At 64.3% G+C, this 19,674-nt stretch carries 19 protein-coding genes; 4 read left to right on the top strand and 15 right to left on the bottom strand.

Going from position 1 to position 19,674, the window contains the following annotated elements; all coding sequences use genetic code 11:
• Positions 1 to 16: 16 nt before the first annotated feature.
• The 6 genes from J3454_RS08130 to J3454_RS08105 all read right to left on the bottom strand — a co-directional run bounded on the left by J3454_RS08130 (position 17) and on the right by J3454_RS08105 (position 6,948).
• Complete coding sequence (locus tag J3454_RS08130; protein ID WP_349513270.1) at positions 17 to 574, bottom strand: hypothetical protein; 558 nt, start codon at positions 572 to 574, stop codon at positions 17 to 19.
• Between the two features lie 145 nt (positions 575 to 719).
• The gene (locus J3454_RS08125; protein ID WP_349513269.1) at positions 720 to 1,694 is read right to left on the bottom strand and encodes an NAD(P)H-dependent flavin oxidoreductase; all 975 of its coding nucleotides are present in this window, start codon (positions 1,692 to 1,694) and stop codon (positions 720 to 722) included.
• A 112-nt stretch (positions 1,695 to 1,806) separates the two neighbouring features.
• A complete protein-coding gene (locus J3454_RS08120; RefSeq protein WP_349513268.1) occupies positions 1,807 to 2,022 on the bottom strand; it encodes a hypothetical protein in 216 nt (71 codons plus the stop codon).
• A 145-nt stretch (positions 2,023 to 2,167) separates the two neighbouring features.
• Positions 2,168 to 2,806 carry a YceI family protein gene (locus J3454_RS08115; protein WP_349513267.1) on the bottom strand — a complete coding sequence of 213 codons (639 nt, stop codon included), beginning with the start codon at positions 2,804 to 2,806 and terminating at the stop codon, positions 2,168 to 2,170.
• Positions 2,807 to 3,012: 206 nt separating this feature from the next.
• A complete protein-coding gene (guaA, locus tag J3454_RS08110) occupies positions 3,013 to 4,629 on the bottom strand; it encodes a glutamine-hydrolyzing GMP synthase (RefSeq protein WP_349513266.1) in 1,617 nt (538 codons plus the stop codon).
• A 768-nt stretch (positions 4,630 to 5,397) separates the two neighbouring features.
• On the bottom strand, positions 5,398 to 6,948 hold the full coding sequence (locus tag J3454_RS08105; RefSeq protein ID WP_349513265.1) for a class I adenylate-forming enzyme family protein: 1,551 nt from the start codon (positions 6,946 to 6,948) through the stop codon (positions 5,398 to 5,400).
• Positions 6,949 to 7,043: 95 nt separating this feature from the next.
• Between J3454_RS08105 and J3454_RS08100 the strand changes: the two genes are divergently transcribed.
• The 4 genes from J3454_RS08100 (at position 7,044) to J3454_RS08085 (ending at position 12,490) form a co-directional block, all read left to right on the top strand.
• On the top strand, positions 7,044 to 7,793 hold the full coding sequence (locus tag J3454_RS08100; protein WP_349513264.1) for a PIG-L deacetylase family protein: 750 nt from the start codon (positions 7,044 to 7,046) through the stop codon (positions 7,791 to 7,793).
• Between the two features lie 186 nt (positions 7,794 to 7,979).
• Positions 7,980 to 10,499: a DNA topoisomerase (ATP-hydrolyzing) subunit B gene (gyrB, locus tag J3454_RS08095; RefSeq protein WP_349513914.1), complete on the top strand. Its 2,520-nt coding sequence runs from the start codon at positions 7,980 to 7,982 to the stop codon at positions 10,497 to 10,499.
• Positions 10,500 to 10,582: 83 nt separating this feature from the next.
• Positions 10,583 to 11,722 (top strand): AI-2E family transporter, encoded by a 1,140-nt coding sequence (locus J3454_RS08090; protein ID WP_349513263.1) that lies wholly within the window; start codon positions 10,583 to 10,585, stop codon positions 11,720 to 11,722.
• A gap of 3 nt (positions 11,723 to 11,725) precedes the next feature.
• Positions 11,726 to 12,490, top strand: coding sequence for a M50 family metallopeptidase (locus tag J3454_RS08085; RefSeq protein WP_349513262.1), 765 nt, complete (start codon positions 11,726 to 11,728; stop codon positions 12,488 to 12,490).
• A 6-nt stretch (positions 12,491 to 12,496) separates the two neighbouring features.
• On the opposite strand, the gene J3454_RS08080 is transcribed toward J3454_RS08085, so the two are convergent.
• The 9 genes from J3454_RS08080 to J3454_RS08040 all read right to left on the bottom strand — a co-directional run bounded on the left by J3454_RS08080 (position 12,497) and on the right by J3454_RS08040 (position 19,574).
• Entirely contained in the window at positions 12,497 to 13,138 is a 642-nt protein-coding gene (locus J3454_RS08080) for a hypothetical protein (protein ID WP_349513261.1), read from the bottom strand.
• 126 nt (positions 13,139 to 13,264) lie between these two features.
• Positions 13,265 to 14,062 (bottom strand): DUF1295 domain-containing protein, encoded by a 798-nt coding sequence (locus tag J3454_RS08075; protein WP_349513260.1) that lies wholly within the window; start codon positions 14,060 to 14,062, stop codon positions 13,265 to 13,267.
• Positions 14,055 to 14,699, bottom strand: coding sequence for a 1-acyl-sn-glycerol-3-phosphate acyltransferase (locus J3454_RS08070; RefSeq protein WP_349513259.1), 645 nt, complete (start codon positions 14,697 to 14,699; stop codon positions 14,055 to 14,057). Before J3454_RS08070 ends, J3454_RS08075 begins: the two co-directional genes overlap by 8 nt.
• A 115-nt stretch (positions 14,700 to 14,814) precedes the next feature.
• Positions 14,815 to 15,537, bottom strand: coding sequence for a CPBP family intramembrane glutamic endopeptidase, BDIM_20840 family (locus tag J3454_RS08065; RefSeq protein ID WP_349513258.1), 723 nt, complete (start codon positions 15,535 to 15,537; stop codon positions 14,815 to 14,817).
• Between the two features lie 27 nt (positions 15,538 to 15,564).
• Positions 15,565 to 17,172, bottom strand: coding sequence for a carboxyl transferase domain-containing protein (locus tag J3454_RS08060; protein WP_349513257.1), 1,608 nt, complete (start codon positions 17,170 to 17,172; stop codon positions 15,565 to 15,567).
• Entirely contained in the window at positions 17,169 to 17,453 is a 285-nt protein-coding gene (locus tag J3454_RS08055) for a hypothetical protein (RefSeq protein WP_349513256.1), read from the bottom strand. Before J3454_RS08055 ends, J3454_RS08060 begins: the two co-directional genes overlap by 4 nt.
• A gap of 71 nt (positions 17,454 to 17,524) precedes the next feature.
• On the bottom strand, positions 17,525 to 17,830 hold the full coding sequence (locus tag J3454_RS08050) for an alkylphosphonate utilization protein (protein WP_349513255.1): 306 nt from the start codon (positions 17,828 to 17,830) through the stop codon (positions 17,525 to 17,527).
• Positions 17,827 to 18,408: a tetratricopeptide repeat protein gene (locus J3454_RS08045; protein ID WP_349513254.1), complete on the bottom strand. Its 582-nt coding sequence runs from the start codon at positions 18,406 to 18,408 to the stop codon at positions 17,827 to 17,829. The genes J3454_RS08050 and J3454_RS08045 overlap by 4 nt, the downstream gene beginning before the upstream one ends.
• Complete coding sequence (locus J3454_RS08040) at positions 18,408 to 19,574, bottom strand: acyl-CoA dehydrogenase family protein (protein WP_349513253.1); 1,167 nt, start codon at positions 19,572 to 19,574, stop codon at positions 18,408 to 18,410. The genes J3454_RS08045 and J3454_RS08040 overlap by 1 nt, the downstream gene beginning before the upstream one ends.
• Positions 19,575 to 19,674: the final 100 nt, after the last annotated feature.

Below are 19,674 nucleotides of genomic sequence, written 5' to 3'. Positions count from 1 at the left end.
CCATGTTCTGCCGGGCCTATACCTGGCGGGAATCGGTCGACCGCATTGCAGGGGTTGAAGCAGGATACGGTCCGTGCGTGGGGAATCGCGCCGACACGGGGCAGTCTCCTGCATCACCGCAGGCGCTGTTGACGGGGCCGCGACAGAAGGGCTGACCGCCGCGTGCCCGATGACGGCAGGTGTCTGCGGTGCTGCGGGCGAACAGCACCGCCAGATCCTGCGCGGCAGGGGTCTGATCGAAAATGCGCTCGTCCTGACGGATCGATCTGACCTGATCGTGAAGTTCGCACAGCGCGAACGGCACAGCAAAAATCGCACGGCGTTCCTCGATCGAACGCCGTCGGCAAGGTGGTGGGCTGGCGGCATGTGCAGCCTGTTCGGCATTGCTGCTGCACTGGACGGCGAGTTCCGGAGCGGCGGACCGGATGGGCGCAGCAGGCGTCACACCGCTGGCCTGAACTCCGCTGCCCGCCTGCATATGGCTTGCAACCTGCATCCGCCCAAAAGCCCACCCGCTCAAAGCGAGCAAACCGGCCAGTCCGCCCAAAGCCGCTGGATCAAGTGCCAGTTCCATCGCGTTCCCCGCGCGCGGCGCATTCCCGAATGCGAATCGCCGCGCCCTTGTTCTAGAGCGGTGCGACCCAGCGCGCGTTCATGCCGCACCAGCCGGGCGGTGAGAATGCGGGTGGATACCTATTGCGCCGCCGTGCGACTCGCGATCAGGCGCGCCCCATCGCATGCATCCGGGCGATGATTTCCTCGGCCTGAAGCATGATCCGGTCGATCAGTTCCTGACAGGTCGGGATATCGTGGATGAGCCCGGCGACCATGCCGCAGCTCCACGCGCCCTTGTCCATCTCGCCTTCCATCATAATCGACGGATAGACCCCGGCGACTTCGGCAACGATGTCCTGGAAGGTGAGCGCGTCGCCCAGCTCCTTTTCCTTGACGATCAGGCGCTCGACCGCAGCATTGTTGAGCACGCGCTCGGTGTTCCTGAGCGGCCGCATGACCAGCCGGGTGTCGAGCTCGCTCGCTGCAAGGATCGCCTGCTTGACGTTGTCGTGCACCGGCGCTTCCTTGGTGGCGATAAACCGCGTGCCCATGTTCATGCCCTGCGCGCCCATGGCAAGGCTGGCGACCAGGCTGCGTCCATCGGCCATGCCGCCGCTCGAAACGAACGGGATTTCCAGTTCATCCGCCGCACGCGGGAGCAGGATGAAATTGGGCACGTCGTCCTCGCCCGGATGGCCGCCGCATTCGAACCCGTCGACGCTCACCGCGTCGCAGCCGATGTCTTGCGCTTTCAGGGAGTGGCGCACGCTGGTGCATTTGTGGATTACCTTGATCCCGGCATCCTTCAGCGGCGGCAACAGTTCGACCGGGTTGCGCCCCGCCGTTTCGACCACTTTCACCCCGCCATCGATGATCGCCTTCACTAGGCCAGGATAATCGGGCGGGGTCAGCGTCGGCAGGATGGTGAGGTTCACGCCGAACGGCTTGTCGGTTATGTCCTTGCAGCGCGCGATCTCGTTTGCGAGCTTCTCGGGCGTGCCCTGCGTCAGGCCGGTGATGATCCCCAGGCCGCCTGCATTGGAGACGGCAGCAGCCATTTCGGCGAAGCCGACATAATGCATTCCGCCCTGAATAATGGGGTGTTGAATGCCGAACATTTCGGTGATGGCGGTCTTCATGGCTTGGATTCCTCCCGTGCAAGCTGTGTTTGCGCCGGACACAAGCCTGTTTGTGGAACGCTTTCAAGTCCGCTGTTGCAGAGAGAGTGCCCCGCCGATGCGCGCCGTAGCGTCAGCGCGCCTGCCGATCCTTGCGCCCGCCGGTCACTGCGGTGATCTGCCGCCCGACCCACCACGACACCGGGATGGAGACCACGAAGCCTGCCACTGCCGCCCACAGGATCGGCTGCCCGGTCGCCCAAATGTTCATTGTGAGCACCGCGACCACGCCGATCCCCATCAGGGTCGTCGCCACCATCGGGAAAAGAGCAAGGCCCAGCCGGTTCATCTATCCACCTTTCGCATGGAAACCGGGGGGGCTGGCAGCGGTGGGATCAAGACGCGCCCGGCCGCCCGGACAGGCGGAATGCCCGCGGCGGTGCGGGTCAACATTGATCCAGCGCAAACCGGCTGAAAAAGCGTGGCAATCCGCGTCAGGAGCGGGTGAAGGCGAGCATGAAGGTCACCGGCACCGCAGGCGTGATCGACGGCAGCTCTGCCAGCGCGCGCAATTCGCCCAACTCGTCGGTCAGTTCGAACATGTCGGTGGTGATGATTACCGGCGCGGTCGGCACCACGGTCACGCGGTCGTCGGCGGTGCGGGTGACAAGCACTTCGGTCTCGAACGCCTGCTCGACCCCCTTCAACGACAACGTCGCCTTGAGCGGGCGGGCGAGCGATTGGCCCACGGCAAGGCCAGCGAAGGCCGCCGGATCGAGCTTTGCCGTCACCACTGCGCTGGGGTTGTCGACCACCTGGAAGAAAATCTCGCGCATCCGTTCGTTGCGGATATCGACCCCGGTGCTGACCGAGGCGAGATCGATGTCGACCTGCGCCGTGCCATCGGCGGCGATTGTCCCCGACAGCGTCTCGAAAGCGTTGTTTTCAGCGATCTCGCCCGCCTTGATGCTGACATAGCCGAGCCGCGATGTCGCCGGATCGAGCGTCCATGCACCCTCGGTCACCGCAGCGTCCATTGTAGCAGCGGGCGCTTCACCGGCAGGCTCGGCGCAGGCGGCAAGGCCCAATGCGAGCGTGGCGGTCAGGGCAAAAATGCGGGCGATGGGCTTCACAGGGGCAAACCTCTCATGGGGCAATATCGTGGGTGAGCATTATTCTATTCTACGCACTGCCGAAAGGGGCAGATGCACGCAGGGTGCAGGGTGCAGGGCGCAGGGTGCAGGGTGCAGGGTGCAGGGTGCAGGGTGCAGGGTGCAGGGTGCAGGGTGCAGGGTGCAGGGTGCAGGGCGTAGGGCGTAGGGCGCAAGGCGTAGGGGGCTCACTCCCACTCGATCGTGCCGGGCGGCTTGCTGGTGTAGTCGTAGACCACCCGGTTGATGCCCTTGACCTCATTGACGATGCGGGTCGCCACGCGGGTCAGAAAGCCCGAATCGTAAGGGAAGACATCAGCGGTCATCCCATCGGTGGAGGTAACAGCGCGCAGGGCGCAGACGTTATCGTAGGTGCGACCGTCGCCCATCACGCCCACGGTTTTCACCGGCAGCAGCACCGCGAAAGCCTGCCAGATCGCATCATATAGGCCCGCATTGCGGATTTCCTCCAGATAGATCGCGTCGGCCTTGCGCAGCACGTCGCAGCGCTCCTTGGTGACTTCGCCGGGAATCCGGATCGCAAGACCGGGGCCGGGGAAGGGGTGGCGGCCGACGAAGGCATCGGGCAGGCCCAGCTCGCGTCCGAGATCGCGGACCTCGTCCTTGAACAATTCGCGCAAGGGTTCGACCAGCGCCATGTTCATCCGTTCGGGCAGGCCGCCGACATTGTGGTGGCTCTTGATGGTGACCGACGGCCCGCCGGTGAAGCTGACGGACTCGATTACATCGGGATAGAGCGTGCCTTGGGCGAGGAATTCCGCGCCGCCGACCTTGTTGGCCTCGGCCTCGAACACGTCGATGAAGGTCTTGCCGATGAACTTGCGCTTGGCCTCCGGGTCGGTCAGGCCTGCGAGCCCGCCGAGGAACAGCTCTTCCGCCTCCACATGCACCAGCGGAATGTTGTAGTGGTCACGGAACAGGGTGACGACCTGATCGGCCTCGTTCATCCGCATAAGACCATGGTCGACGAAGACGCAAGTCAGCTGATCGCCGATCGCTTCGTGGATCAGCACGGCGGCCACCGCAGAATCGACCCCGCCTGAAAGCCCGCAGATCACGCGCTTGTCGCCAACCTGCGCGCGGATTTCGGCGATCTTGGTCTTGCGGAATTCGGCCATGGTCCAGTCGCCCGCCAGCCCGCAGACATGGCGCACGAAATTGGCGATCAGCTTGCCGCCGTCGGGCGTGTGAACCACCTCGGGGTGGAACTGCGTGCCGTAGAACTTGCGCGCCTCGTCCGCGATCACGGCAAAAGGCGCACCGTCAGAGGTGGCGACGATTTCGAACCCTTCGGCGAAGCGGGTGACCTTGTCGCCATGGCTCATCCACACCTGATGGCGTTCGTCCACCTCCCACAACCCGTCGAACAGCGCGCATTCGGCGGTGACGGTCAGGAACGCACGACCGAATTCGCCGCCCTCGCCGGTTTCGTGACCGGGCCGCACTTCCCCGCCGAGTTGGTGCGTCATCACCTGCTGGCCGTAACAGATGCCGAGAATCGGCACCCCGGCATCGAACAGCATCTGCGGCGCGCGCGGGCTGCCTTCATCAGGCACGCCGGCGGGCGATCCGGACAGGATGATGCCCTTGGGCTGCATGCGCTGGAACGCGGCCTCGGCCTGGGTGAAGGGCGCAATTTCCGAATAGACCCCGGCCTCGCGCACCCGGCGGGCGATCAATTGCGTCACTTGCGATCCGAAATCGACGATAAGGATCGATTCCGACGCAATAGCTTCAGGGACAGCGGAATCGCCCGCGGTCGGGCTGGTGGGGTGCGCGCTCATGTCGGGCGATTACGAAGCGCATCCGTTTCTGTCCAGCGCGGGCGCATGCGGCGCGGTGCATTCTCGCGCACGAGCCGCGCCAAAGTTGCGTTTTGCGCAACAAAGCTTGGCGTTTTCTCATTTGAATTCGATCCCTTCGAACATCAAATGGGAAAGACGCGATGCGCGCCGGGGCTCCTCTCTCTCCACCCTCGGCATCCCCCATGCGGGGCCATCGTTTGGCGGAACCAGGCCGAATACGGCTGTTCTACCAGCCTGCGAAACCCGGTTCAGATGGCCCTTCCCCCATTGGCCCTCTGCCCCCGCCGGGCGCCCTGCCGCAAATGGTCGGGCCAGCAGTGCGCGAGACGCGGCCACCAGTCCTCCCCCCTTAAATTGGTGGCCGCGTCTCCAGCTGCGCTGCTCCGTTCCCGCGCCTGTGATTGCAATTTCCGCTTTCGGTGATGAAATATTTTCGTGCGCTATCGGGTTTGATTATTGCGCGGCTTCATCCATATAGTGCGCAAGCCCGCACGGTGATTCCTCTCCGCTTTGCCGCGCCGGGCCGAACCAACCACAACAGAACAGGGAAACAACCCATGCGTATGATCAGTGAGAAAGCCGTCGCCTTCGTCCTCGCGGTCGCTTTCAGCGGCGCGGCGTTCAACACGCTTATCGTCTAACAACGCGCCAGATACCCGGTAAAGCGCGAGAACCCTCTCCCTCGCGCTTGGCATCTTCGGCCCGGTTGCCCACTCCCGTCGCGGAACAGGGCAGCCGGGCCGTTTGCTATTCCACCCCGCCGAGCCGCGCGGCTTCTTCGCGCAGGTCGCTTTTCAGCAGCTTGCCGATGTGGCTGCGCGGCATTTCGGCAATGGGGTGCAGCGCGGCGAGTCGCTGAGTCTTTCCGAGGCGCACGTTGACGGCAGCCATGATCGCCGCCGGATCGCGATCACCCTTCAGCACCACGAAACCGACCGGGCTTTCTCCCCATTTGCGTGACGGCAGGCCGACCACCGCCGCCTCGACTACGCCGGACTCCTTGCACAATTCGGCTTCGAGATCGGACGGGTAGATGTTGAACCCGCCCGAGATGATCATGTCCTTGGCCCGGCCCACCAGCTCGACGAAGCCATCTGCGTCCACCCGGCCGACATCCCCCATCCGCATCCATGCCTCACCCGTGGCGGGGTCGATCCACTGCGCTTCGGCGGTAGTGTCGGGGCGGTTCTTGTAGCCGCTCATCATGGTGAAGCTGCGGCCCACAAGGTTGCCGGGGGTGCCGGGGGGCACTTCAAGGTCTTCGTCGTCCAACACCTTCAATTCGCTACCCGGCGCAGGGCGGCCGACGGTGTGCAGCTTGTCCCGGAATTCGTGGCATGGCAGCAGGCACACCACGCCGCCTTCGGTCATCGAGTAGATCTCTATCAGCCCGCCCGGCATCCGCGACAGCACTTGTCGCTTCAGATCGGCAGGGAAGGGCGCGGAGGTGCAATACTTGAGCTTGAGCGCCGACAGGTCGAAATCCTCGAGCCCATCGAAATCCATGAGCCGCTGATATTGCACCGGCACCAGCATAGTGATGGTGGTGCGGTCGGCAGCAGCATGGGCGAGCCATTGCTCGCAGTCGAACTTCCCCATCACCCGCACACAGCCGCCCGCCAGCAGCACCGGCAAGAACGCGACCATCGTGGTGTTGGAATAGAGCGGAGTCGAAGCGAGCGAGCGGATGTCCAGTCCGGCACCAAGGTATGACAACGCCGTCGACGCAAACTGCCGCCAGCGCATCCGGTGCGAATGGACGATCCCTTTCGGAATGCCGGTCGTGCCGCTGGAATAGATGATGTTGAACGGATCGCCGGGCTCGGGCGCGAAGGCGGGGGCGCGGCTGCCGGGAGGGGCCATCCATTGGTCGATGCTTTCCAGCGGCACGCGGATCAGATCGGCCATGAAGTCCGGCCCCAATTCCGCCGCCTTGACCGCATCGATGAACAGGTGCCGTGCGCCAGAGTCCTTGGCCATACCTACGAGCTGATCGGGCGATGCGCTGGTGGTCAGCGGCGCCGCCACACCCCCTGCACGCACCGCCGCCAGAAACACCAGCGCATAGTTGGCGCTCGACGTGCCGAGGATCGCCACCGACTGCCCCCGCTGGAGCCCCGTCTCCACCAAGCGCGCTGCCAGCCGTTCGACCAGCCCGACCAGTTCGGCCCAGTACACCTCGCACTTGTCGTCACGCAAAGCGAGATCGTCGCCCTTGATGCGCGACCATTCCATCAGGATATCGGGAAAGCTGCCGAAGGGTTCGGCGAGGCGGGCGGTCATCATCTCGGTGCTCATGGCGGCTATGCATAATCAGACGCGGGCAAGGCGCAAAGGGTTTGCGAAGTGGCCCGCAAAAGTGGCAGGAAGCGCGCCGAGGAGAGGCAGGCAGAATGATCCGCATTGCAAACATGATCGCGCTGGCCATGCTGGCTATGGCTCCGGCGGGGCAAGCGGAGGTGAAATCTGCCGTTCAGGAGAGCGTCGTGGTCGTGCTGGCTCATCCCGACGATGAATTACCGATGGCTCCGGCCATCGCGGCTCTTGCGCGCGAGGGTCGGTTTGTCAGCATCATCCACGCCACGCCGGGCGATGCCGGGCCGGGCGTTTCGGGGATGGCCAAGGGCGATGCGCTGGCCGCCACGCGCCGCAGCGAAGCGCAATGCGCCGGACGCGAACTGGGCGTGGCGGAGGTCGTCAATCTCGGCTTCGGCGACGGAAGGCTTGCCGACCATGTTCGCGACGCATCACTGGCAGCCGCGCTGATTGATCGCATCGGCGAGGCTGACGCCGTGCTGACATGGGGTCCGGATGGCGGCTATGGTCACCCCGATCATCGCTTGGTGAGCGCACTCACTTCGCAGATCGTGCAGGCCATGCCCGCCGAGACGCGGCCAAAATTGCTCTATGTCGGCATCCCTGCAGGCGCCCTGCCGCCGGTGCCCGAAATGGCCGTTTGGGCCACGACCGATCCCGCGCTGCTGACCGAGTCGATCCCCTACACCCGCGCCGATCTTGCCGCCGCCGCCGCAGCCGCGCAGTGCCATGTCACCCAGTTCGACGAGGCGACCCGGGCTGGAATGATACCTCTGTTCGATGCGACGATGTGGCAGGGCAAGGTGCATTTCCGCCCAGCCTTCTGATGGGACCGTCCGACGGGCATTGCGGGCCATCCGTCGGGCCAGCCCGCTGACTGGTGGAAAAGCCCCGCTTGCGGCCCTTGCGCAGTTGGGTTTCAGCGCCCGAGCGCCTATATGATGGTCATGAACGACACCACTTCGCAAACGACTGGGCAAACGCCCGAAAGCCTTCCCGAAAAAGTCCGCCAGATGGGCGACTACGGCGCGGATTCGATCAAGGTTCTCAAGGGCCTCGATGCCGTGCGCAAGCGCCCCGGCATGTATATCGGCGATACCGACGACGGATCGGGTCTGCACCACATGGTGTTCGAGGTCAGCGACAACGCCATCGATGAAGCTCTGGCGGGCCACTGCGACCTTGTGCTGATCGAACTGAACCCCGACGGTTCTGTTTCGGTGGAGGATAACGGGCGCGGTATCCCGACCGGAATGCACACCGAAGAAGGCGTGTCGGCGGCCGAAGTCATCATGACGCAGCTACACGCGGGCGGGAAATTCGAAAACACCAGCGACGACAACGCCTACAAGGTCTCCGGCGGCCTCCACGGCGTGGGCGTGTCGGTTGTCAACGCGCTGTCCGAATGGCTGGAACTGGTGATCTGGCGTGAAGGCAAGGCGCACTGGATGCGGTTCGAGCACGGCAACGCGGTCGAGCCGTTGGTGGTGACGGGCGATGCCCCGCCGGTCGACAGCAATGGTGACGACAATGGCCTGAAAAAGGGCACCCGCGTCACCTTCAAGGCCAGCCACGACACCTTCAAGAACGTCACCGAGTATGATTTCGACAAGCTCGAACACCGTTACCGCGAGCTGGCGTTCCTGAATTCGGGCGTGCGCATCAAGCTGCGCGACAAGCGCCACGAGGACGTGCTGGAGCACGATCTCTATTACGAGGGCGGGATCGCGGCCTTCGTGAAATATCTCGACCGCAACAAGCAGCCGCTGGTGGGCGAGCCGATTTCGGTCTCGGCGGAGAAGGACGGGATCGGTATCGACGTCGCGCTCGAATGGAACGATTCCTATTACGAGAACGTGCTGGCGTTCACCAACAACATCCCGCAGCGCGACGGCGGCACGCACCTGGCTGCCTTCCGCGCCGCGCTGACCCGCACGCTCAACAATTATGCCGAGCGTTCGGGGATGCTGAAGAAGGAAAAGGTCAGCCTGTCGGGCGAGGATATGCGCGAAGGCCTGACTGCGATCGTCAGCGTCAAGCTGCCCGATCCCAAGTTCTCCAGCCAGACCAAGGACAAGCTGGTGTCCTCCGAAGTCCGTTCGCCGCTCGAAGCGCTGATGGGCGAGAAGATGAACCAGTGGCTGGAAGAAAACCCGGCCGACGCCAAGCAGATCATCCAGAAGGTGATCGATGCCGCCGCCGCGCGCGAAGCGGCCCGCCGCGCGCGTGAAATGAGCCGCAAGGGCGCGATGAGCATCGCCAGCCTGCCCGGCAAGCTCGCCGATTGTCAGGAACGCGATCCGGCCAAGTCCGAACTGTTCCTGGTCGAAGGGGATTCCGCCGGCGGCTCGGCCAAGCAGGGACGTGACCGCAAGACGCAGGCGATTTTGCCGCTCAAGGGCAAGATCCTGAATGTGGAGCGTGCGCGGTTCGACCGGATCATCAGTTCCAAGGAAGTCGGCACGCTGATCCAGGCGATGGGCACCGGCATCCGCGATGAATTCAACCTTGAAAAGCTGCGCTACCACAAGATCGTGATCATGACCGACGCTGATGTCGACGGCGCGCATATCCGCACGCTGCTGCTCACCTTCTTCCACCGCCAGATGCCCGAGATCATCAAGGGCGGGCACCTGTTCATCGCCCAGCCGCCGCTGTTCAAGGTCGCAAAGGGGCGCAGCGAGGTTTACCTCAAGGATCAGCCCGCGCTGGATCGTTACCTGGTCGATGCGGGCCTGCAGGGGCGCGTGCTGGAAACGGCGGGCGGGGCGCGCGGGGGCGGGGATTTGCGGGCCATCGTCGACGCGGCGCTGCGGCTCAAGAACCTGCTGGGCTTCGTGCCGCGCCGTTATGATTCCGGGCTGGTCGAGCAGATGGCGCTGACCGGCGCGCTCGAACCCGGCCTTTCCGGTGATGGTCTTAGCGCGGCGCTGCAGCGCGCGGCCGGACGGCTCGGCGCGGGCGACCGCGAAGCGCGCTGGACCGCGTATCAGCGCGAGGACGGCACCGTGGTGTTCGAACGCCTGTGGCGCGGCGTGACCGACGTGCATGAAATCGATGCGCGGTTCCTGTCCAGCACCGAAGCGCACAAGCTCCATGGCCTCGCCGCGGCGCAGGCCGATACCTACAGCGTCCCGGTCAATCTGGTGCGCGCAGGCGAAGCGGAGGCCGAGGAGCCCGAAGTCGAGCCTGCTGCGGACGACCTTCTCGCGGGCGAGGTGGAGGAGCCTGTCGCCGCCCCGGCCGTGCCGGTCGATGGCGCGATCAGCCGTCCGACCCAATTGCTCGAAGCGATCTTCGCCGCCGGGCGCAAGGGCCTGTCGATCGCCCGCTACAAGGGTCTCGGCGAAATGAACGCCGAGCAGTTGTGGGAAACCACGCTCGATCCGGAAAACCGTGCGCTGCTGCAGGTCAAGGTCGAGGACGCCGACGTCACCGACGAGATTTTCACCCGCCTGATGGGCGACGTGGTGGAACCGCGGCGCGAATTCATTCAGGATAATGCCCTCAACGTGGCGAACCTCGATGTCTGATGCCATCAGCCGCGAAGAACCGCCGGGCGCGCTCCATGCGGCTCACCCCGGCGTCTAGGCGAACATAGGCGAGACCCCTCAGCATGTCACAGCAGCCGCACCGCACCGATGAATTGCAGCACGCCAGCTTTCTGATCATCCTTGCCGTCGTCACGCTGATGATGGTGGTGATCGTGTGGCCGTTCGCATCGGCGCTGCTGTGGGCGGCGCTGGCGGCGATCATGTTCCAGCCGCTGTACCGCTGGATGCTGAAAGGCGCGCGCGGTGGGCGCAATCAGGCGGCGATTGCCACGCTGCTGGTGATCTTTTTCGCGGTGCTGGTACCTGCCGGGTGGCTGGCGACACTGGTGGTGCAAGAGGCGCTTGAACTGATCACGGCGCTGCAGGCCCAGCCGATCGATCTCGCGGCGACCTTCGACAGTGTCTATGACGCGCTTCCCCGGATCGCGCAGGAATCCATCGATCGGGCCGGGTGGGCCGATGTCTCCTCGGCGCAGGCACGGCTGCAGGAAGTGCTCGCCGAAAGCGCGGGGGTGATCGCCAGTCAGGCGGTGTCGATCGGCAGCGGCGCGCTCGGTTTCCTGCTGTCGTTCGGCGTCGGGCTGTATGTCATGTTCTTCCTGCTGCGCGACGGCGAGCGGATCGGACGCACGCTGCTGCGGACCATCCCTGTCGAACGGACGGTGTCCGAACGCCTCGCCCAGCGCTTCCTCGGCATCGTGCGGGCGACGATCAAGGGATCGGGCGTGGTCGGGCTTGTGCAGGGGGTGCTGGCTGGGATCAGCTTTGTCATCGTCGGGCTGGAATCCGCGCTGCTGTTCGGGGTCATCACGACGATCTTTGCACTGGTGCCGGTGATTGGCGCGGGCGCGGTCTATGTGCCGATCGGGTTGTGGCTGCTGCTGACGGGCGCCGTGTGGCAAGGCGTGTTCGTGCTGGGGTTCGGCATTGTCATCGTGTCGTCGGCGGACAATGTGCTGCGGCCCATTCTGGTGGGTCGCGATACCGGGATTCCGGACTGGATCATCCTTGTCACCACGCTGGGCGGAATCAGCTTTCTGGGCTTTGCCGGGATCGTGCTGGGGCCGCTGGTGGCGGGACTGTTCCTCGCCAGCTGGTCAATCCTGCAGGAATATCGCGAAGAAGACGAACGCGCCGGCGAACACGACGAAATCAGAGTCGATGCCTCGGGCAAGACGCCCGAGGCGGAAGGCGTGGCCTAGGCCATGCGTTCGCTGACCCGCCCCGGCAGTCAGGCCGAACAGGCCGGGCGGCTGGTGCTGGCCGGGCTGGTGGTGGTGATGCTGCCCGCGCTCCCGCTGGGCAATTACCTGATCTATCCGTTCATGATCCTGACCACCTGGTTTCACGAGATGGGCCATGGGCTCACCGCACTGGCCATGGGGCAGGAATTCCGGCAGCTGATGATCTTCGCCAGCGGTTCAGGGGTAGCCGAAAGCCGCCTTGCCGCCGATGCCTCTGCCTTTACCTTCGCCGCGATTGCCGCCGGCGGCCCGCTGGCGCCGTGCATGGCCGGGGCACTGCTGATCCTCGCCAGCGCGCATCCGCGGCTGTGGCGACCGGCGCTGTGGCTTGTTGCAGGTGCGATCATCGTCAGCACCGTCATCTGGGTGCGATCACCGGTCGGCTATACGATGCTGCCGCTGGTCGCCGCGCTGCTGGGGGTGATCGCTTGGCGGGCAAAGCCAGGACTGGCGCGTTTCACGCTGCAGTTTCTCGGTGTGCTGGCGGCGATGAGCATGCTCCGCGATTTCCGCTATCTGTTCACCGAACAGGCCGTGATCGAGGGGCAGTTCGTCCTATCCGACACCGGCCAGATCGCCGCAGTGCTGGGTCTGCCGCACTGGTTCTGGGCAGCGGCCATTCTGCTGGTTTCGGCGGTGATGGTGGGGGCTGCGCTCAAATATGCGCTGGCGGAGCATCGGCTGCGCCCGCCGCCCCGCAATGTGCTGCAATTCCGGCGCGACTGACGTTGTTCAGGACGACGCGAGCTTGAGCTTGTTCACGCCCGAAGCATCCGCTCCGGCCTCGCCCGACAGGCCGATGAACATCGTGTCGACGATCCGCGCCAGCTTCTGCTCGGTCAACTTGTCGCCAAGATAGATCAGCGCATCGGGCAGGGTGTAGTTGGAGATCATCTGGTTGATCAGCGACAGCGCCTCATCGATCGATAGCCCGGCGAAGAACCCTTCGGCCTGCGCTTCGGCGATCAACTCGCACAGGTAGTGATCGGCCAGGTCGACATAGCTGCGCACCCGTTCGAAATTGGCGGCGCCCATCTCGCAGATGATGGTGAAATGCTCCGGGTCGGCGCGAAAGTGTTCCTGCGAGATGATGAAGCGGCGGCGAAAGAATTCGTACATCTTGCGCTGCGGGGGCAGCGCGCTCGCCAGCACATCTTCCATCACCGTCAAATGCGGGGCGAACCAGAGCTGGGCGATGGCATCGAACAGGTCGTCGTAATCGGCGAACAACGCCTCGAACCGGGCCCGCGTCAGCCCGCTTTCGGCCATCGCGATGGTCCAGGGAATCTCCGAGCCGCGATCCTTGACGAGGTCGAGCACATGGCGCGCGATGCGCTCACGCTCGGCCTCCCGCGCCGTTTCGGTCATTGGCATAGCGTGCGCGCCTCCTCGCTTGCGGGTGAGCATAGGCGAAGCTGGCGCAGGCTTAAAGTGCAACTCGTCGAATTTTGTGCGACGCAGCAAGGGGAAAACCATGGCTCGCGGTGCCTCAGCGCTACATCAGCTTCGCGGCGGCATCGGAAAGAAGGCCGAAGTGCGCCGCTTGTAATCGGCGTACTTGTCGCCCTTGGACTTGTTCAATCCCTTCTCCAGCAGCGCCGCGCCCGACCATTTGGTGAGCGTAAAACTGAGGAACAGTGGCCCGATGATGGTCGCGGCGGCATATTCCCAACCTGCCGCCGCGCAAGCCAGCCAGATGCCCCACCACGCAGCGAAATCGCCGAAATAGTTGGGATGGCGGGTGTAGCGCCACAATCCGGTGTCGAGCACCTTACCGTGATTGGCGGGATCGGACTTGAACCGGGCAAGCTGCCAATCGCCCACCCATTCGAAGAACACACCTACGCACCACAGCGCAAACCCCGCCCATGCCAGCGGAGGAAAGGGTGTGGGGTGAGGGCTGGCGAGGATACCGACCTGCGCCGGGCTCGACACCAAGAACAGCAGCACCGCCTGCAGCAGCCACACCTTGGTCAGCGCGGCACTGGCGAAGCGGCCCTCGGCGCGGGCCTTTTTCAGGATCAGGGTATAACGCTTGTCCTCGCCCTCGCGCCGCCAGCGGCGCAGCAGGTGGATGCCAAGCCGGAAGCCCCACGCCGCAGTCATCGCCATGATCAGCGTGGCCAGTTCGCTCGGACCGCCCGGGACATGCAGCCAGCTCGCCACCGCGAGGATACCCATTCCCGCGCCCCAGAACGCATCGATGAAGCTGACATCGCCGATTTTCACGCTGATCGCCCATAGGATCAACACCATCGCCAGCAGGATCGCGGCATTCAGCGCCAGCAATTCAAACATCGTTGCGCCCCGCGATGATGTCGCGCGCCTGTTGTTCCAGCACCTTGAAGCGTTCGTAATCGGGGAGTTTGGAGCGGAACCATTCGGCGATTATCAGCAGGTCCTCGCCGTAATTGCCGGTCGGGATCATCGGCGGGCCGAAGCTGATGATCATGTTGGTGTTGTCGGCAAAGGCGGGGATGATCGGCACGTTCGCCGCCCGGGCGATGTGGTAGAAGCCGGAGCGCCACTTGCCGTCGGACTTGCGCGTGCCCTCGCAGGCGATCACCAGCGCCAGTTCATCGCGGGCGGCGAATTCGGCAGCGACCTGCTCGGTGGCGTTGGCCTTGGCCGTGCGATCGACCGGGATGCCGCCCATGTCGAGCATGAAATTGCGCATGATCCCGGTGAACAAGGTGTGCTTGCCCATGAAGTTGGGTTTCACGCCTTCCTCGTGGGTCGCTCCGGTGAAGAACACAAAATCCCAGTTGGTCGTATGCGGTGCGCCCGCGATCACGTATTTCTTGAGGTTGCGGGGCAGTGGGGAATCGATCTTCCAGCCCTTGATCTTCCAGATGGCGAGGATGATCCGGCGCACGATGCGCGACAGCAGCGTGGGTGTGCGCGGCGGCGCGGCTACGATGTTTTCCTGAAGCAAAAGGCGCGCCCCTCCCAAAGGCCTGCGTCTTGTGGCCTATCTTGGGTTATTTACGCAAGTGGGGGCGTGGGGGTTTCAGACTTCTCTCGCCGGGTTGTGCGGCGCTTAGGCGTCTTCAGAGCATCAGCGGCAAAGCATTGCCCAGGTTGTGCGCCGTGATCGGCAGCAGCAGGCTGCCGGTGCGCTCGCGCAGCCACACGGCGAGCAAGGACGGGATCGCAGTGAGGGCAAGGTAGATCGGATCGAGCGCAAAGCCTTCGCCCGCAGAATACGAAAACGCATGGGCGAGGCCGAACACCATCGAGGACAGCAATGCTCCCCATCCCCAGCCGATGCCCAGCAGCCTGATCCGTCCGCGGAACGCCTCGTTCAAGGCCAGCAACAGGATGCCGCGGTAGAATATCTCCTCCTCAAGGCCGGGCATGGTGAGCTGGAATGCCACGGTTTCGGCGGTTGCATCGCCGGCATCGAAAGCGAGCGCGATGACGAGGAAGAACAGGACATAGGCTGCGAACGCGAAAGCTGCAGGACGAAGCGAGCCGGGATATTGCCGCAAGGTTAGCCCCGAACGGCGCCATCCGAACATGCCCAGCGCCGCGACGCCAAGCGACAGGGCGAGCGCCATCAGCTTGCCCTGCCAGTTCCAATCGCTGTCCGGCAGGAGATCGGGGATCAGGCCGTAAACGCGTGTGAGCATCGCATCATTGGCGAAGACCAGCGCCGTCGCCACCGCGAGCCAGCCGGGAGAGAAGTTCTTGCGGTCTGTCAACCCAAGCGCGGTTCCGACAAGAATGAGTATCGCGCAGATCGCGATAATCGCCACTATCTGATCGGTCATTCTCGCGCTCCCCCGTGTGTGGCTTGGTTACATCCGGAACACGCCGAAGCGGGGCGCTTTGGCGATAGGTGCCTCAAGACACGCCGAGAACGCAAGCCCCAGCACATCACGGGTCTGCACCGGGTCCACCACGCCGTCGTCCCACAGCCGGGCGGTGGCGTAGTAGGGGTTGCCTTCGTCTTCGTATTTCTGGCGGATCGGGGCCTTGAACGCCTCGGCCTCGCGTTCGTCCCACTTGTCGGCGTCGCGGTGGACGGTGGCGAGGACACTTGCCGCCTGCTCCCCGCCCATCACCGAAATGCGCGCGTTGGGCCAAGTGAACATGAAACGCGGCGAGTAGGCGCGCCCGCACATCCCGTAATTGCCCGCACCAAAGCTGCCGCCGATGACGACAGTCACCTTCGGGACGGTCGCGGTGGCAACGGCGGTGACCAGCTTTGCACCATGCTTGGCGATGCCTTCCGCCTCATACTTCCCGCCGACCATGAAGCCGCTGATATTCTGGAGGAACAGCAGCGGGATGCGGCGCTGGCAGGCCAGTTCGATGAAATGCGCGCCTTTCTGCGCGCTTTCGCTGAACAGCACGCCGTTATTGGCGAGGATCGCGACTGGCATCCCCCAGATATGCGCGAAACCGCACACCAGCGTGCTGCCGTACTGCGCCTTGAACTCGTGGAACTCGGATGTGTCGACCAGCCGCGCGATCACCTCTTTCACGTCATAGGGCGCGCGCACATCATCGGGGATGATGGCGTAGAGATCGTCTGCGTCGAACTTGGGCGGGCGCGGGTCTTTCAGCGCCACATCCGCCGCCACGCCGGTATTCGCGCCCAAGTGGCTTACGATATCGCGGACGATGGTGAGCGCGTGTTCATCATTCTCTGCGAGGTGATCGACCACGCCCGATTTCTTCGCGTGCAAATCGCCGCCGCCCAGATCTTCGGCGGTGATCTCCTCGCCCGTCGCGGCCTTCACCAGCGGCGGGCCGGCGAGGAAGATCGTGCCCTGATTGCGGACGATCACGCTCTCGTCCGACATGGCGGGGACGTAAGCGCCGCCCGCGGTGCAGCTTCCCATCACGCAGGCGATCTGCGGGATGCCGAGCGCGCTCATGTTCGCCTGATTGAAGAAAATCCGCCCGAAGTGGTCGCGATCGGGGAACACTTCCGCCTGATGCGGCAGGTTCGCGCCGCCGCTGTCGACAAGATAGATGCACGGCAGGCGGTTCTCCTGCGCGATTTCCTGTGCGCGCAGGTGCTTCTTGACCGTCATCGGGTAATAGGTGCCGCCCTTCACGGTCGCATCGTTGCACACGATCATGCACTGCCGCCCCGACACGCGCCCCACGCCGCAGATGATCGAGGCCGCGTTGACGTCGCCCTCATACATCCCGTTCGCGGCGAGTTGCCCGATTTCGAGGAAGGGTGAACCGGGATCGAGCAATCGCTCCACCCGCTCCCTCGGCAGCAGCTTCCCGCGCGACACGTGCCGCTCGCGGCTGCGCTCCGACCCACCGAGCGCGGCATCGGCCACGGCTGCACGCAGTTGCTGCGCCAGCGCGTGGTTATGCGCGAACCGCGCCTTGGCCTCGGGGCTTTCGCGGTCGAGTTTCGATGTCAGGACGGGTGCGGTCATGTTGCCTTTTCTTTGCCTTTCGTCTCGGGGTCATGCCCCGACAGGAGGTAGCGATAGACGCCGACGAGGTTGATCGCCAAGAGCCCGATGTTCTGCCAGCCGATTCCTTCCCCCTCGTCGTTCATAAACCCCCAGGCGATGAGTGCGATCGAGGAGGTGACGAAGATCACGAAGCCCCAGCCGGTGGGCCGCGTGCCGAGGTTGAGCGATACGATCAGCGCCGCCACCAGCCCCGCGCCCGCGCCGTAATACTGGAGAGCGTTCAAGAGGTTTTCGTTCATGTCCGGTCCTTGGCTGTGAAGCTGCTCCGGTAGAGGGTCGGATGCGCTTGCGCCCACCAACCAGGTGAGGATCACCGCTTGCGCACGAACTCGGCCCGCAGCACCAGGCCCTTGATGCCGGGATATTTGCAGTCGATCTCCTGCGCGTCGCCGGTCAGGCGGATCGATTTGATCAGCGTGCCTTGTTTGAGCGTCTGGCCTGCGCCCTTGACCTCCAAGTCCTTGATCAGCGTCACCGCATCGCCATCGGTGAGGATGTTGCCGACCGCGTCGCGCACCTCGACCGTGTCCTCCGCCGCCTGCTTGGCCGCGAGCTGCGACGCAGCCATCCATTCGCCGCTCGCCTCGTCAAAGACGTAGTCTTCGTCGGTGCTCATTGTAGGCTCCTGCGTTGCAAAGCTCTGTCCAGTATCGCACGCGTTGCCAGAAATGCGCGATATTTGGGGTCCTGCTCCGCGAAGATGCCTTCGCCAGCGCCCATATAGGCTCGCATAAGTTCGTCCGCCGCCCGGTCTTTCTCTCCAAGTTCGAGCAGCGTCTGGCCGAGGCGTAAGTGGATGAAGGGGTTGCCGAGGCCGCCGGGGCAGAGCATCGCGAATTCGAGCGTCTGCCGGGCGACGGCGTGATTGCCCTTGAGGAAATCGATGTCGCCGATCGCCGTCGCCAGCCAGGTCGTCGCCTCCCATTCGCTCTGCGGTTCGGGGAGCAGCGCCCAAGCCTGCATGAACAGCCCACGGGCCTCCTCCAGTCTGCCCTCGTCGAACAGCGCCTGCCCCTGATCGGTGAGGCGCGTGATTTCGGCGTAGGCGCGGGGGTCGAGTTCGGTGGGCATGGCAGTGCCTTCCTCAGGCGGGGGCGCGGGCGATTGGGCGTGGCCTTGCGCGGGCATGACGAGAAGGCAGGCCAGCGCGCCGGTAGCGGCGCGGCGCCACCGGGCTCTGGTGCAAGCGATCATCACCCCGCCGCCCCGATCAATTCGCGCCCGATCAGCATCCGGCGAATCTCGTTCGTCCCCGCCCCGATGTCGAGCAGCTTGGCGTCGCGCATGTAGCGCTCCACCGGCCAGTCGAGCGTGTAGCCCGCTCCGCCGAGCGCCTGCACGCTTTCAGCCGCGACCTTGAAGGCGTTCTCCGACGCCAGCAAAATCACGCCCGCCGCATCGAAGCGCGTCGTCTGCCCCGCGTCACACGCCTTGGCGACCGCATAGGTGTAGGCGCGGGCCGATTGCAGGGCGACATACATGTCGGCGACTTTGGCCTGCATCAGCTGGAAGCTGCCGATGGGTTTGCCGAACTGCTTCCTCTCGCGCAGATAAGGAATCACCGTGTCGAGGCACGCCTGCATGATCCCGAGCTGCAATCCGGCGAGCACCACGCGTTCATAATCCAGCCCGCTCATCAGCACGCCGACGCCGCCGTTCAATGGCCCCATGATGCGATCTTCGGGCACGAAGCAGTCGTTGAATACCAGCTCGGCGGTGGGGGAGCCCTTCATGCCAACCTTGCTGATCTTCTGACCGATCGCAAAACCCTCGTCGCCCTTCTCGATCAGGATGGCGGTGATGCCGCGCGATCCGGCGTGGCCATCGGTCTTGGCATAGACCACCAGCGTATCGGCCTCAGGCGCGTTGGTGATCCAGAACTTGGTGCCGTTGAGCACATAGCCGCCCTGAACAGCCTCAGCCTTCAATTTCATCGAGACCACGTCCGACCCCGCGCCCGCCTCGGACATGGCGAGGCTGCCAACGTGCTTGCCGGAGATAAGCCCCGGCAGATACTTGGCCTTCTGCTCGTCATTCCCCCAGCGGCGGATCTGGTTGAGGCAGAGGTTCGAATGCGCGCCGTAGCTGAGGCCCACGCTGGCGGAAGCGCGGCTGACTTCCTCGACCGCGATCACGTGCTCAAGGTAGCCGAGCCCCAGCCCGCCCCATTCTTCCTCAACGGTGATGCCGTGCAGGCCGAGCGCGCCCATCGGCTCCCACAATTCGCGCGGGAAGCGGTCTTCGCGGTCGGTGCGTTCGGCCAGCGGGGCGATCTGCTCGTCCGCAAAGCGCGCGGTGCTGTCACGGATCATCTCGGCTGCTTCGCCAAGGTGAAAGTCGAAATCGGGGGTAGCGCGCATTTTATGTTCCTGCCGGAGTAATGATCGTTCTGTGGACGCGCATAGCAAGCGCTCACGCAAAGGCCAATCGCCCGCGCTGGCTCTCTGCGTCTTTCGCCGT

The organism is Erythrobacter sp. NFXS35, assembly GCF_040148725.1.
Classification (GTDB): Bacteria; Pseudomonadota; Alphaproteobacteria; order Sphingomonadales; family Sphingomonadaceae; genus Erythrobacter.
Note: the sequence above shows the minus strand (reverse complement) of the source record. Positions and strands in the feature narration are given on the sequence as shown.

Excerpts from the sequence above, each read along its gene's own strand:
- J3454_RS08130 (WP_349513270.1), bottom strand. The coding sequence starts at position 574 with ATGGAACTGGCACTTGATCCAGCGGCTTTGGGCGGACTGGCCGGTTTG.
- J3454_RS08125 (WP_349513269.1), bottom strand. The coding sequence starts at position 1,694 with ATGAAGACCGCCATCACCGAAATGTTCGGCATTCAACACCCCATTATT.
- J3454_RS08120 (WP_349513268.1), bottom strand. The coding sequence starts at position 2,022 with ATGAACCGGCTGGGCCTTGCTCTTTTCCCGATGGTGGCGACGACCCTG.
- guaA (WP_349513266.1), bottom strand. The coding sequence starts at position 4,629 with ATGAGCGCGCACCCCACCAGCCCGACCGCGGGCGATTCCGCTGTCCCT.
- J3454_RS08105 (WP_349513265.1), bottom strand. The coding sequence starts at position 6,948 with ATGAGCACCGAGATGATGACCGCCCGCCTCGCCGAACCCTTCGGCAGC.
- J3454_RS08100 (WP_349513264.1), top strand. The coding sequence starts at position 7,044 with ATGATCCGCATTGCAAACATGATCGCGCTGGCCATGCTGGCTATGGCT.
- gyrB (WP_349513914.1), top strand. The coding sequence starts at position 7,980 with ATGGGCGACTACGGCGCGGATTCGATCAAGGTTCTCAAGGGCCTCGAT.
- J3454_RS08090 (WP_349513263.1), top strand. The coding sequence starts at position 10,583 with ATGTCACAGCAGCCGCACCGCACCGATGAATTGCAGCACGCCAGCTTT.
- J3454_RS08085 (WP_349513262.1), top strand. The coding sequence starts at position 11,726 with ATGCGTTCGCTGACCCGCCCCGGCAGTCAGGCCGAACAGGCCGGGCGG.
- J3454_RS08080 (WP_349513261.1), bottom strand. The coding sequence starts at position 13,138 with ATGCCAATGACCGAAACGGCGCGGGAGGCCGAGCGTGAGCGCATCGCG.
- J3454_RS08075 (WP_349513260.1), bottom strand. The coding sequence starts at position 14,062 with ATGTTTGAATTGCTGGCGCTGAATGCCGCGATCCTGCTGGCGATGGTG.
- J3454_RS08065 (WP_349513258.1), bottom strand. The coding sequence starts at position 15,537 with ATGACCGATCAGATAGTGGCGATTATCGCGATCTGCGCGATACTCATT.
- J3454_RS08060 (WP_349513257.1), bottom strand. The coding sequence starts at position 17,172 with ATGACCGCACCCGTCCTGACATCGAAACTCGACCGCGAAAGCCCCGAG.
- J3454_RS08055 (WP_349513256.1), bottom strand. The coding sequence starts at position 17,453 with ATGAACGAAAACCTCTTGAACGCTCTCCAGTATTACGGCGCGGGCGCG.
- J3454_RS08050 (WP_349513255.1), bottom strand. The coding sequence starts at position 17,830 with ATGAGCACCGACGAAGACTACGTCTTTGACGAGGCGAGCGGCGAATGG.
- J3454_RS08045 (WP_349513254.1), bottom strand. The coding sequence starts at position 18,408 with ATGATCGCTTGCACCAGAGCCCGGTGGCGCCGCGCCGCTACCGGCGCG.
- J3454_RS08040 (WP_349513253.1), bottom strand. The coding sequence starts at position 19,574 with ATGCGCGCTACCCCCGATTTCGACTTTCACCTTGGCGAAGCAGCCGAG.